This is a genomic window from Dinghuibacter sp. (assembly GCF_035492835.1).
Taxonomy (GTDB): domain Bacteria; phylum Bacteroidota; class Bacteroidia; order Chitinophagales; family Chitinophagaceae; genus Dinghuibacter.
The window spans coordinates 1-13,109 of the sequence record NZ_DATJIY010000150.1 but is presented as its reverse complement, the minus strand read 5'-3'; the positions used below and the strand labels follow the sequence as shown (position 1 = coordinate 13,109).

Genomic DNA, 13,109 nt, shown 5'->3' with positions numbered 1-13,109 from the left:
CAGCCATTTCCGTGCCCTGGCGTCGGTGGTCTTTTCGGCGAGGTCCATGGCTTTTATATTCCAGTACAGCTGGTCTGCCACGATCCCCAGCATGTGCGCGGCATCGATGGCGTAAAAATCTTCGCCATGTGCCACCGATTTTTTATAAGCCTCCTCAAACAAGGGAATGGCTTGATCCCCTTCACCGGCGGAGTTGAAGGTCCGACCTCGCTCCAGCAAATAACGGATTTCGGCAACGGGCCCGTCCATTATCGCCCGAGCCGCGTCCAGCAGCCTATGGGCCTCGCCAAATTTCCGCTGCAGGCTCTGCGTCCTGGCGAGTTGTGTCAACAGTTGGGCGTGGTAGGACCTGTCCCCCGACGCTTCCGCCGCGGGAAGGAGTTCCCTGAACCGTAGTGCGGTTGCCTCCGGGTCGCTATAATCCCACAGGGAGTCGATGTCCATAAGACCCCAATTTACGCTAAAAAGAGAGGCTTCCTTTTTCACCAATGGCAGCGACTTTTTCTTCCTTGCCCAAAACCGCCTTGACAGTTTTATACACGTTTTTACCGCTATAAGCCCCGCTCACGATCCAGGTCAATGTTTTGGCGGCGTCGTCCCAGCGGTAGGAGGTTACCCTGGTATTGCCCTTGGTATAGTTATAAGACACTCCGTCATCCTCGACCAGCCTGAAGCTGCCGTTTTTCCCAGGGTAGATATGGATTTCCAGCGGGGCGGCGGAGGCCTGTTCAGAATATTGGATGACGGGACCGATGGGGAGGAGTGTGCCGGCCCTTACATACAGGGGGATTTCATCCAGCGCGGCATCGACCGCGATCGTTTTGGGACCGGTAATCTCCTCCCCGGTATGATAGTCATACCAGGTATCCCCGGGGAAATAGACCGTCCGGCTGCCACCGGAATCCAGGACAGGCGCGGCCAACAGCCCTTTGCCAACCAACCACTCGTCAGTCATGCCGGCAACGGTCGTATCGGTCGGGAACTCCATCACCAACGGCCGCATGATAGGGGCGCCCGACGTATAGGCCTCGTGTCCTAAACTATAGAGATACGGTAGTAGCTGGTACCTCAGGTCAAGGGCCTTGCGCATGGCCGCCTCTCCATCTTCACCCCAGAGGAAGGGAAAGCGGGCGGTGGTGCCAATGTTGGAGTGGGAGCGCATGATCGGAAAGAAAACCCCCGCCTGGAACCAGCGGACCAGCATCTCTTTGGTCGGCGTACCTTGAAAACCGCCGATGTCGCACGCCCCGTAATACATTCCCGCCAGGCTGAAATTCAACAGGTCCTTGGGTACATCGGCCAACGACGCCCACGTGGACGGAATGTCGCCACTCCAGGTGCAATAGCCAAAACGCTGGTTTCCCGGGCTGAAGGCCCGGTTCAGGGTAAAGTGGCGGTAATTGGGCCGGGCCGAGGCCAGGAGGTCGAACTGCGCCGTGTTCCACCAATAATAAAGGGTGTAGTATGACTCGCCTTCATCATCCCACCAGGCGTCCACGCCCGTTTTTAGCATGGGCCTGGTTTTATCCTCGAACCATGTGCGCAGGCCGGGATTGCTGAAGTCCAGGTCCCGGCTGTCCGTGCGGGGGCTGATGAGCCATCCGTTTTCCCTGGCGGTATCCAGCAGGGCGGTATTGCCAAGCCTGGGTTTCCGGATACCGATGAATTGGAGGTGCTGGGTTTTTAAATCGGCTATTTGTTTAACCGGGTGGGGGAACACGTGCGGGTTGAACGTAAAGTCGGAAAAGTCCGGTTTGCCATTTTTGCCCAAGGTATAGTCGGGGGTCGTCGTGTACCACTCAAAGTCGAAGATCAGGGCATCCACCGGCAAATGGTGAGAGCGGAACTTTGCCGCCACATCGGCCACGTAAGCGCTGTCCTGCCAGCCCCACTGGCTTTGCAGATAGCCCAGCGCCCACCTGGGCGGGAGTTTTGGCCTGCCGGTAACCTTTACATACACCTTTGCGGCTTCATACATCGTCTTGGCTGGCCACAGATATAAATTAGCCGCCTTTCCGATGAAATTCCACGTTACATCCGTGGTCCGGTTCCAGGTGGGTGGCGTATTATCGTCCGCCGACACGCCAAAGCCGCTGTACCCTTCACTGTTCCAGAAATAAGGGATATCGGCGACGCCGTTGAACACAGAAGAGCTGGACCGGTCTTTTTCAAGGGCTTTTGTCGTCTTGTTCCCCGACCCGTAAAACAACCCCTTTGCTTCTTCGGTGACTTGTATGGTGGAGTCCGTGAATGCAATGGAACCGTGCCGAACAAGGATATGACCGGCCGCATCGTACAACGTCCACTCCTTGCTTTCCGTATTGATCGTCAATTTCCCGAAAGCCGTTTTGATTCCATACAGGGGCGCTGCCGATACTACGGTATAGGGTGTGCCCGCGCCAACACCCGGGTCGATAAACACGCTCTTAATGATCGATGGCCTGGCCGAGTCGTTCAAGCTGAGGCAAAAGGCACCATTGTCAACGGCAAAAAGGCCAACCGGGATGTTCCCCGTTTTAACCAGAATGCCATGAGGCACTTTAGTAACCTGCGCCTGCACGGTAGTGATGAAAACGGATTGCAACACGGCAATCATCGAAAATACGAGCGGTCCTTTTTTGATAGTCATACTTTAAGGGAAATCGGCACTAAATAATGCACCGTTGACGCAATTTAGAGATAATTGCTAAATCGTTTTATCTATGCGCGAATTTATTTTGGTCGCGTCCTTCGGGCGAACAGCTGTAATTTAGCAATACGAGCTCGACTTCGATCCTTCCCAGTTTACAAAATGGTTTAAAAAATTGGCGGGTGAACGCCAAAGAAATTTCGTGCGAATTCTGAAATGAAGACCATTTTGTTGTTGGAGGCCATGGTACCTTTGACATATGAAAGGAACCCAGATTTTGATCACGGGAGGCAGCGACGGTATCGGCTTGGGACTAGCCAGGCGATTTGTACAGGCAGGGGCAACGGTACTGGTAACGGGCCGCAGTCAGGAAAAACTGGACAAGGCCGCCGCGGGGTTGCCCGGGCTTTTAACCTTACAAAACGATATATCGGATCCGACAGAACGGGAAAAGCTTGCAGCCATTACGGCTCGGCAGCTGCCTGGGCTGAGCATGCTGATCAACAACGCCGGCATCCAACGCCGGGTGGCGTTGGCCGATGACCATGCTCCCTGGTCGGAGCGTCAGCGTGAATTAGACATCTTGTTGTCGGGGCCGCTACACTTGACAGACCTGTTGTTGCCCTTGTTGCTTCGGGTCGGGAGACAACCGGTGATTGTCAATGTGACTTCCGGGGGAGCTTATATCCCGCAGGTTTTTGCGCCGGTATACAGTGCCTGTAAAGCGGCTTTGCACAGTTATACAGAGGTTCTCAGGTACTCGCTATCCCATACGGCCTGTCGGGTAGTGGAACTGGTCCCGCCTGCCGTGCAGACGGGGTTGGGTGGGGCAGCAGCGCATGGGGCTCCGTTGGAGGACTTTTGTGAATACGTGTTCAGTCAATTGACATCAACGGATGCGATACGGATCGGCTATGGCCCTACGGCCAACCTCGATACGGTGATCGCAGGCCAGCCTGCGGAGGTCTTGTTCCGCCAGAGTGCGGAGCGGAATCCGGTGAGGTTCTATGAACCGTAGGAGGTATTCCGTTTAGAGTATACGGCGATCAGACTCCTGGATGGGTACATCGTTGATGCTGGCGTAGCGCTTCTCCATCAAGCCATTGGCGTCAAACTCCCAGTTCTCGTTGCCATAGGCGCGGAACCATTGCCCTTCGTCGTTGTGGTATTCGTATTCGAAACGGACGGCGATGCGGTTATCGGTGAAGGCCCATAATTCTTTTTTTAACCGGTACTTATGCTCTTTTTCCCATTTCCCGGTGAGGAATTTGACGATTTCCGGACGGCCGTTGATAAAGGAGGAGCGGTTGCGCCATTCGCTGTCCACGGTATAGGCTTGTGATACTTTTACGGGGTCTTTTGTGTTCCAGGCGTCTTCGGCGAGCTGGACTTTTTGTTTGGCCGTCTCCAGGGTAAAGGGCGGCAAAGGGTGTCTTTGTTCCATGGTCATTCAGGTTTGTGGGGGCAAAGGTAGGGGGCGCCACAGACAGTACAGGACACCCACGACCCATTTTTCCCCTATTTTGTTTCCCAAACATGCTGAACCCGCCATGAGATTGCTTCTTATACCCGTCCTTTCGCTGGCCATCCTGCTCACCGCCCAACCCGGCTACGGACAATTTGCCGGCGACAATAATTATATCAAGTCGTGGAATGCCTCGTGGATCAGCGCCCCCGGTACTAACGGCTCGGAATATGGCGTTTATTATTTCCGAAAGAGCATAGACCTGTCGGAGAAACCCCAAACCTTTTTAGTCCATGTATCCGCCGATAACCGCTATAAATTGTACGTCAACGGCACATTGGTCTCGCTGGGCCCGCTGCGAGGCGACTACTGGTTCTGGAATTACGAAACCGTCGACCTGGCGCCATACCTGACGGCCGGCAAAAACATCGTAGCGGCGCTCGTCTGGAACGAAGCGCAATACCGTCCCGAAGCACAGATCAGCATGCGCACCGGTTTTATTATACAAGGCGACAACCCGGCGGCGGAGATATTAAATACAAACGAACGCTGGAAGTGTCTTCTCGATCCCGGGCGCGGGCCCGTTCCGGGTTTCTTTTTTGCGGCCAGCAAGGGCGAAATCGTGGACATGAACCGGTCGGTTACGGGGGATTGGACGGCCGCGGGTTTTGACGACAGCGCGTGGCCGCGCGCGGGCAAGGTAGCGGACGGACGGCTGAAGGGCACTGCATGGGGTACGGATTGGGCGCTGGTGCCATCCACGTTGCCCGCAAGAGAAATGACCTATCAACGCATACCCCTGCTCCGCATGTCATCGGGTATAAGCGTCCCCGCATCATTCCCGGCGGAAAAGACGCCGCTGACCGTCCCCGCGAATACCACCGCCGTCCTGCTGCTCGATCAAACCTATGAGACAAACGCCTATGTTACCCTGAACTTCGGCGGCGGCAAAGGTGCGGGTATATCGTTAGGATACGCCGAATCCCTTTACGAAAAGGGCACCAGGAACGGCGCCAAGGGCAACCGGAACGATATCGATGGCAAGGAATTTATAGGACGCATCGACAGCCTGATCGCCGACGGCGGCCAGGGCCGGTCATACACGACATTGAACTTCCGGACTTTCCGGTACCTCCGGGTGTTGGTCCACACCCAAAACGACCCGTTGGTCATCGACGACATCTATGGCACGTTTACCGGGTATCCCTTTCAGCGGACGTCGGTGTTCAGCACGAGCGATACCGAAATAACGAAGATATTGGACATCGGCTGGCGAACCGCCCGGCTCAACGCCTGGGAATCCTATACGGACTGCCCGTATTACGAGCAGCTGCAGTACATCGGCGATACCCGCATCCAGGCCGTCATATCCTACTTCAATTCCAGCGACGACCGCCTGGCGCGGAACGCCCTCAATGAGCTGGACCATTCGCGGTTGCCCGAAGGCATTACCCGGAGCTGCTATCCATCAAAGGGCACCCAGGTCATATCCCCATTTTCGTTGTGGTATATCGGGATGTTGCACGACTACTGGATGTACCGCGGCGGTGACGATTTTATAAAGGACAAGCTCCCGGGCGTGCGGGGTATCCTGGACTTTTTCAGCAAGTACCAGCTGCCCGACGGTTCGATCAGGGACATGCCCTACTGGGCCTTTGTCGACTGGGCGGGTAATATGGGCGGAGGCCCCAAGGGCAGCGACGGCTGCGCCGCGATATACGACCTGCAATTGCTCTGGGCATACCAATGGGCCGCGGACATGGAGACAAAGCTCGGCCTTAACGATTACGCCATCATGGACGGCCGGAAAGCGGCGCAGCTAAAGGCCACCATACGACGCAAGTACTGGGACCCGGTGAAGAAGCTGTACGCCGATACGAAGGACAAAAACGGGTATTCCCAGCACGCCAATGCCCTGGCCATCCTTACCGGCATGGTGGACGCTGGCGACCTGCGGACGGTGGCGACAAATATGCTCAACGACAAGAGCCTGACCCAGTGCACCATCTACTTTAAGTACTACTTGAACCAGGCGCTGGTAAAAGCGGGGTTGGGGGACCATTATATGGACTGGCTGGGTATTTACCGGGAGAACATGGCCATGGGACTTACTACCTGGGCGGAGGTCTCGGAAGTCAACACCACCCGTTCCGACTGTCACGCCTGGGGCAGCAGCCCGAATATCGAATTCTTCCGGACGGTGCTAGGCATAGATAGCTACGCACCCGGCTTCACGCGGGTAAGGATCGAACCGCACCTGGGCAAGCTCACCAGCGTCAGCGGGGAGATTCCGCATCCCAATGGAAAAGTAGCCGTCGCCTATGTCGTATCTGGAAGCTCGTTGAAGGCCAAAATCACGCTGCCGGAAAAAACCACAGGAATATTCGTCTGGAAAGGGAAAACATATCCGCTAAAAGAGGGTGGCAATTCGATGGAATTGTAGATTTGCATAAAACCAGGCTACCATGAAACCTACCATCATCTTCGTGCACGGCCTGTGGGCCGACGGAGGCGAAACCGTCCTTACCGTGAGCGAAAAAGCAGCGCAAACGCAACTCAGTCCTTCCTGGTAAATACCGATGGCTACGTGACCCTGTCAATGGATGGAGTGACAAAATCCTTTGCCAACGGCCTCCCGGCCGCCGCTGGCAAAGGATCCGATCCAATGCTGGCACAGTTTTTCCCCTAAATAGGGAAACACTTGGATTATGGAAGCCATCACATCAAAAGTTACCGTCGACATATTGAACGATCTGGTAAAAATAAACAACGACAGAATAGAAGGATACGAGAAAGCGCTCAAGGAGCTGAAAGAAGACGACCAGGACCTCAAGCCGTTGTTCTTAAGCTTTATAGACCAGAGCCGGACAATCAGGATGTCCTTGGGGACAGAGTTGCAGGCCCTTGGCGGCGACATGGACAAGGGGACGACCGGCAACGGATCGCTGTACCGTGCCTGGATGGAGTTTAAAGCAACTTTTACGGGCCATAACCGCCACTCTATCCTGGCAGCCTGCGAATATGGGGAAGACGCTGCACAGAAGGCCTATGAAACGGCGTTGAATTCGGAACATATTCCGGCACACCTCGTGGATACCCTGATGAATGAAAAGGAGGATTTACGGGCATCACATGACCGCGTCAAAGAACTCCGGGATTCGGGTAAATAAATCTCCACTCAGCCCATAAGGCTGCGGGCCCGGTCGCTACTTCAGCGGCCGGGTTTCGTATTTTAGCGTATATACAACTATTTCGGGCGGCGTCCCCTTGTAACCTTTTCTGGTTTCCGTGGTATTACAGCATGCAACCATCGCTCGCCATATGTTCCGCAATCCGCTCAAAGCCGCCTTCCGAAACCTTTGGAAGCACAGGTCATTCGGTTTTATGAATATAGCCGGTCTGTCCATCGGCATCGCCTGTGCCGCCTTTATTTTCCTGTGGGTCGAGGACGAGCTCACCTTCAACCACAACTTTACGCGGCGCGACTATCTCTATCGTGTTATGCAGAACGAGAGATCCGACAACGGCATCAATACCAACGGTGACACACCCGACGCGCTGGCCGATGCCATAAAGTCGGAGATCCCCGGTGTGGCCAACACGGGGCGCATCAGCTGGCCGATGGACGAGCTGGCCGTCATCGGCGACAAAAAGATAAGGACCAACGGCCTTTATGCGGATCCTTCCTTCGTCGATATGTGCACCCTCGACTTTGTCCATGGCGACGCCGCGACCGCCCTCCGTCGCCCGCAGGACATCATTATCAGCCAGTCCCTGGCCCGGGCCTGCTTCGGCGACGATGACCCCATCGGCAAAACGCTCAATATGGATGCCGGACAGGCTTACTCCGTCGACGGACTCTACACCGTCGTCGCCGTATTCAGCGACCTGCCCGCCAACTGCTCCTTTGGTTTTCAATGGATATCCCCGTATACCACCTGGACCAACGCCAACAGCTGGCTAAAGGGCTGGGGGAATACACTCACTGAAACATACGTCCAGCTGGCCCCTTCCGCCTCCCGCGCCGCTATCGGCAAAAAGCTGACCCGTTTCCTGGCCGACCATCAAAATGGCGCGACGAATACCCTTTTATTGTTCAATATGAACGACTGGCACCTCCGCGACAAATTTGAGAACGGTATACAGACCGGCGGCGCCATCCGCTATGTGCGGCTTTTCTCGTTGATCGCCTCGATCATCCTGCTTATCGCCTGCATCAACTTCATGAACCTTTCCACCGCACGCTCCGGGCAGCGCGCCAGGGAGGTTGGTGTGCTCAAGGTCATTGGCGCCAATCGCGGAAGCCTCGTCGGTAAATTCATCGGCGAGGCCCTGCTCCTTTCCTTTCTGTCCGTAGGGCTCGCCGTCGTCTTGTTGTATATATTCCTCCCCGCCTACAATACGTTGGTGAACAAACAACTCCACATCAACCTCCTTCACCCGGCCCATGGTATCGGTCTGCTGGCCGTCGCCGTCGTCGCCGGTCTCGTAGCGGGGAGCTACCCCGCCTTCTATCTCTCTTCGTTTAACCCCATCCATGTATTGAAAGGCTTGAATACAAAATCAGGCGGCGGCGTCATTGCCATCCGGAAGGGCCTTGTCGTTACCCAGTTTACCGCTTCTGTCGGTCTTATCATCGGGACCATCATCGTCTACCAGCAGGTGCGGCACATCAAGGACCGCGATCTCGGCTATACCCGAAATAACCTGGTTTATATGGATATGCACGGTAACATGAAGGACCACTTCTACGCGATCAAGGACGAGCTCATTGCGACGGGTTATGTCGAAAACGCCGCGGTCAGCCTGCACGACGCCTTACACGTATATAGCTATGGCACTTCTTTGACATGGCCGGGAAAAGACCCGAACAGCAAGATATCCGTCCACATGAACCAGGTTAGCCAGGGATACCTCGCCACCATGCACATGAAACTGATCGGTGGCCGGGATTTCTATCCCACACCCGGGATCGACAGCAACAAGGTCATCATCAATGAAAGTATGGCCAGGGCGATGGGAAAGGAGGGGAGGCTCGGGGGCACCCTCATGAGCGGCATTTTTCCATTGCACGTGATCGGTATCATGAAGGATTATATATATAACGACGTATATGGCGCGGGCGCCCCGCTCGTTTTCTTTGACTATGGCGGTAACGCCACTGTCATGGCGCTACGCTTCAAACCCGGCGTCGATCTCCAGCAGGCACTCGCCAAAACGGGGGCCGTCATCACGGCCGAAAATCCGGACCAGCCATTCGCTTATCGGTTTGCCGACGAAGATTTCAATAGACTGTTTACCGCGGAAAACCTCATTGGCAGGCTGGCCGGCATCTTTGCGGTCCTGGCCGTTGTCATTTCCTGCCTCGGTCTGTTCGGCCTCGCCGCCTATACGGCCGAGCGCCGCGTAAAAGAGATCGGCATCCGCAAAGTGCTCGGCGCCTCCGTCCAGGGGCTCACCGGCCTCCTGGTAAAAGAATTCGTACAGCTCGTGACGATATCCTGTCTCATTGCCTTCCCGCTTTCCGCTTGGCTGTTACATGGCTGGCTACAAGGCTATGCGTATCGTACCGACCTCCATTGGTGGGTATTTGGCCTCTCTGCCGTCCTGGCCATGGCTATCGCCGTATTTACCGTCGGTTTTCAGGCCATCCGCGCGGCCCTTGCCAATCCTATAAAGGCATTGCGTAGCGAGTAGTTTGTCCTCGCCGATTGATCGAGGATGTGTTTCATCAAAATGTGGAATCCATTCGACACTTGTTGTCGTTGCGTTGTTAAACCTGGGGTTGTGGTATGAACCGCGCCAGTATATCGGGGATGCGGACATCGGGGAGCCCTCCGAGACTTTTTATCTCGGACGCGTATAACATAATTCTTCCATTAGTCAATGTGACGGTATAGTCTCCCTCGTTTGTAAGCTTGTGGCTGACATAGACGCCCAAGCGGTTTGATGGTTTGGCGATCATGGCTAGTCTGGCCAGCACGGCTTCGACCGCCTGTTGCCGGTTGTCGGTGTTTGTCATCGGGTAAAGGTATAGGTTATTAAGCATTCTGCCAATAAACCTTAGGAAGCCCATCCCGCGGGCTTTGGCGGTCGTACGCCGTTCGGGGAACATCAAATTGGAGCATACCGGCCTGGTCATGATGGCATGGTTTTTCTGGTAACTATGGTATCGATCATTAAAACAAACCATTATGTTACGTTGGACCATCATCTTCCTCATTATAGCCCTGGTGGCCGGAGCTTTTGGGTTTTTCGGCATCGCCGCGGGAGCGGCAACCATCGCTAAGGTTTTGTTCTTTATTTTCATCGTGCTCTTCCTGATCTCACTTATTGCGGGACGGAGACGGAGCGCGGACCTGCCTTGATGGGGTTGTATAAAATGAGAGGCGCATTCCTTTGGGATGCGCCTTTTTTTATCCAATGTCGAACCCTGGTGGCACAGGCTTTGAGCGATTTTTTTACGAAAAACATCATCTTATGTCAACAGTTACAACCAAGCATCATACATCGGGCGCCACCGGTAAGGACGGCGTGAAACAGGATCCGACGACGAAGTATCCGCGGCCTCCGTTCAAATTTGTGCAACAGGAATGGCCTGGGCTCGCATCGAAGATGGATCCCCGGCCGGATCATGGCGAGACGAGCTATCGCGGATCGGGCCGGTTGAAAGGCAAGCGGGCGCTGATCACCGGCGGGGACTCGGGGATGGGGCGTGCGGCAGCTATCGCTTACGCGCGGGAAGGGGCGGATGTGGCCATCAATTATTTCCCTTCGGAGGAACCGGACGCCCGGGAGGTGATCGGGCTGCTGAAGGCGGAAGGAGTGAATGCCGTGGCATTGCCGGGCGACCTGCGGGACAAGGAGTTTTGTAAACAGCTTGTGCGGGATGCGATAAAGGCCCTCGGCGGGCTCGACATCATTGTCAACAATGCCGGCAGGCAGCAGACGGCCCCGTCGATCACGGATGTGACCGACGAGGAGTTCGATGCCGTCATGAAGACGAATATCTATGCGCCTTTTTATATCATCAAGGAGGCCCTGCCCCACCTGGAGCCGGGCGCGGTAATCATCGGGACGACCTCCGAGCAGGCGTATGATCCCTCTCCTGACCTCTACGCATATGCCCAGACGAAGGCAGCCATCATGAACTATGTCAAATCGCTGGCTAAGATGCTGGGGCCGAAGGGTATCCGGGTCAACGGTGTCGCCCCGGGACCCATTTGGACGCCATTGCAGATCAGCGGCGGTTCCCCGAAGGAACGGGTGGAGAAGTTCGGTGGGCGGACGCCCCTGGGCCGGCCGGGTCAGCCGGTGGAGCTGGCGGGGATTTATGTGCAACTGGCTGCTGAAGACGGTAGTTATGCGAATGGGCAGGTATACGGGGCCGCCGGCGGGTCTGGTCAGCCATAGGCTGCGGGAAAGTCCCGGAAAGTGTGTATTTTAATGCCCCAATCAACCCAGGGACTGCTTTATGAAGAGAGGGGGCACGACGCACATATTGCTGGCGGACGATGACGGGGAGGACCAGGAGCTCCTGAAGGAAGCGCTGCATGCTGACGCGCCCGACGCGGAGGTTGCGATTGTGTGGAATGGAGCGGAGGCCGTGTCATACCTGTCCGGATGCTCGGAAGGGGCCTTGCCGGACGTCATCGTGCTGGATTATAAGATGCCGGTATTGAACGGAGCCGAGGTATTGGAACATCTTGTGGGCAATGAGCGGTACGCAAGCATTCCAAAGATCGTCTGGAGCAGCTCGAACCAACAGGAGTACATCGATCGATGCATACGAAGCGGGGCGGCGCTATTTGTGACAAAGCCCAACGATATGAGGGAATTGAAAAAAATTACCGATAAGATTCTCTCTCTTTGCGACCGGTCGTTATAGTGCGGCACTCTCAGGCAGACAAATCGTAAAGGTGGCCCCTTCCCCCGGCCGCCCGTCGGCTACTATCGTTCCTCTATGATTTTGTACGACACGTTTGCAGATGGCCAGGCCGATGCCGGTGCCCGGGCGTTGGCCGCGACTGTCGAGCCGCTGAAAGATGTCGAATATCTTTCCGGCATTGTCGGGCTCGAAGCCGATACCGTTGTCCGAAACGGTTATTTTGACGTACGGGCCCTCGATTTTTGGTTCGCCGTATGGCGGAGGGCATCCGCTTTCTGCGGTGATTGTAATAATGGGCGTTCTCGAAGGGTCCCGGTAGTTAAGCGAATTTCCCAATAAGTTCTCAAAGAGCTGTCTTAGCTGGAAGGCCACGCCGGGGATCGTCGGCAAGTAACCGACGGTAATTTGGGCGCGCTCGGTCTCGATGGTGTCCTGGTAAGTTTCCATCGCCTGGCGGACGACCTCGTTGAGGTCGGTATCCGATCTGTCGCCTCCGGCGGACGACGCCCTGGAGTAAGCCAGGAGATCGTCGATGAGGGTTTGCATTCGGACAGCGGCGGCGGTGGTGCGCTGTAGGTAATCCCGTTCTTTTTCGTTTAGCTTAGCCGGGGCTGATTCGGCCAGGAATGCCGTGTAATAGCGCATCTTACGAAGCGGTTCTTTCATGTCATGGGCTGCCGCGTAGGCGAACTGCTGCAACTCTTTGTTTTGGAACTCGAGGTCTTCGGAATAGCGCTTCAATTTTTCCTCGGCGATACGGCGCGCGGTAAGGTCCCGGGTCACCTTGGAGAACCCGACGACCTTTCCGGATTCGTCGTGGAGGGCGGTGATGACGACGCTGCCCCAAAACAACGTATTGTCTTTTCGCTGGCGCCAGCCTTCGTGTATGGCCTTGCCTTTGGCGGCGGCTTCCGCGATCAGGCGTTCGGGCAGGCCGCTATCCCGGTCTTCGGGTGTATAGAATATCCGGAAGTGCCGGCCGACGATCTCGGACTCCTGGTAACCCTTGATCTTCTCCGCGCCGCTGTTCCAGTTTTGGATAACGCCGTATTCATCGAGTAACAGGATGGCATAGTCGGTGACTTCGGCGATCATTTTATGGTAGCGGTCTTCGCTTTGCAGGAGCT

At 55.6% G+C, this 13,109-nt stretch carries 12 protein-coding genes; 7 read left to right on the top strand and 5 right to left on the bottom strand.

The features are described 5' to 3' along the window. A partial coding sequence (locus tag VL547_RS13785; RefSeq protein ID WP_325578717.1) for a hypothetical protein occupies positions 1-444 on the bottom strand: 444 nt, incomplete at its 3' end. Positions 445-460: 16 nt separating this feature from the next. Next, on the bottom strand, positions 461-2,629 hold the full coding sequence (locus VL547_RS13780; RefSeq protein ID WP_325578715.1) for a TIM-barrel domain-containing protein: 2,169 nt from the start codon (positions 2,627-2,629) through the stop codon (positions 461-463). A gap of 259 nt (positions 2,630-2,888) precedes the next feature. On the opposite strand from VL547_RS13780, the gene VL547_RS13775 reads away from it, so the two are divergent. Next, positions 2,889-3,647: an SDR family NAD(P)-dependent oxidoreductase gene (locus VL547_RS13775; protein ID WP_325578713.1), complete on the top strand. Its 759-nt coding sequence runs from the start codon at positions 2,889-2,891 to the stop codon at positions 3,645-3,647. A gap of 12 nt (positions 3,648-3,659) precedes the next feature. On the opposite strand, the gene VL547_RS13770 is transcribed toward VL547_RS13775, so the two are convergent. Further along, complete coding sequence (locus tag VL547_RS13770) at positions 3,660-4,073, bottom strand: nuclear transport factor 2 family protein (protein WP_325578711.1); 414 nt, start codon at positions 4,071-4,073, stop codon at positions 3,660-3,662. Between the two features lie 106 nt (positions 4,074-4,179). On the opposite strand from VL547_RS13770, the gene VL547_RS13765 reads away from it, so the two are divergent. From VL547_RS13765 to VL547_RS13755, 3 genes are all read left to right on the top strand, one after another. After that, on the top strand, positions 4,180-6,537 hold the full coding sequence (locus VL547_RS13765; RefSeq protein ID WP_325578708.1) for an alpha-L-rhamnosidase C-terminal domain-containing protein: 2,358 nt from the start codon (positions 4,180-4,182) through the stop codon (positions 6,535-6,537). Positions 6,538-6,802: 265 nt separating this feature from the next. Further along, the gene (locus VL547_RS13760) at positions 6,803-7,264 is read left to right on the top strand and encodes a PA2169 family four-helix-bundle protein (protein WP_325578706.1); all 462 of its coding nucleotides are present in this window, start codon (positions 6,803-6,805) and stop codon (positions 7,262-7,264) included. 151 nt (positions 7,265-7,415) lie between these two features. Further along, positions 7,416-9,791 carry an ABC transporter permease gene (locus tag VL547_RS13755; RefSeq protein WP_325578704.1) on the top strand — a complete coding sequence of 792 codons (2,376 nt, stop codon included), beginning with the start codon at positions 7,416-7,418 and terminating at the stop codon, positions 9,789-9,791. 76 nt (positions 9,792-9,867) lie between these two features. Here the strand turns inward: VL547_RS13755 and VL547_RS13750 are convergent, their stop codons facing one another. Further along, entirely contained in the window at positions 9,868-10,116 is a 249-nt protein-coding gene (locus VL547_RS13750) for a hypothetical protein (RefSeq protein ID WP_325578702.1), read from the bottom strand. A 172-nt stretch (positions 10,117-10,288) separates the two neighbouring features. On the opposite strand from VL547_RS13750, the gene VL547_RS13745 reads away from it, so the two are divergent. From VL547_RS13745 to VL547_RS13735, 3 genes are all read left to right on the top strand, one after another. After that, positions 10,289-10,462: a DUF1328 domain-containing protein gene (locus tag VL547_RS13745; RefSeq protein WP_325578700.1), complete on the top strand. Its 174-nt coding sequence runs from the start codon at positions 10,289-10,291 to the stop codon at positions 10,460-10,462. A gap of 112 nt (positions 10,463-10,574) precedes the next feature. After that, on the top strand, positions 10,575-11,507 hold the full coding sequence (locus VL547_RS13740; RefSeq protein ID WP_325578698.1) for an SDR family oxidoreductase: 933 nt from the start codon (positions 10,575-10,577) through the stop codon (positions 11,505-11,507). A gap of 61 nt (positions 11,508-11,568) precedes the next feature. Continuing rightward, a complete protein-coding gene (locus VL547_RS13735) occupies positions 11,569-11,982 on the top strand; it encodes a response regulator (RefSeq protein ID WP_325578696.1) in 414 nt (137 codons plus the stop codon). Here the strand turns inward: VL547_RS13735 and VL547_RS13730 are convergent. Continuing rightward, a partial coding sequence (locus tag VL547_RS13730) for a sensor histidine kinase (protein WP_325578694.1) occupies positions 11,977-13,109 on the bottom strand: 1,133 nt, incomplete at its 5' end. The genes VL547_RS13735 and VL547_RS13730 overlap by 6 nt on opposite strands.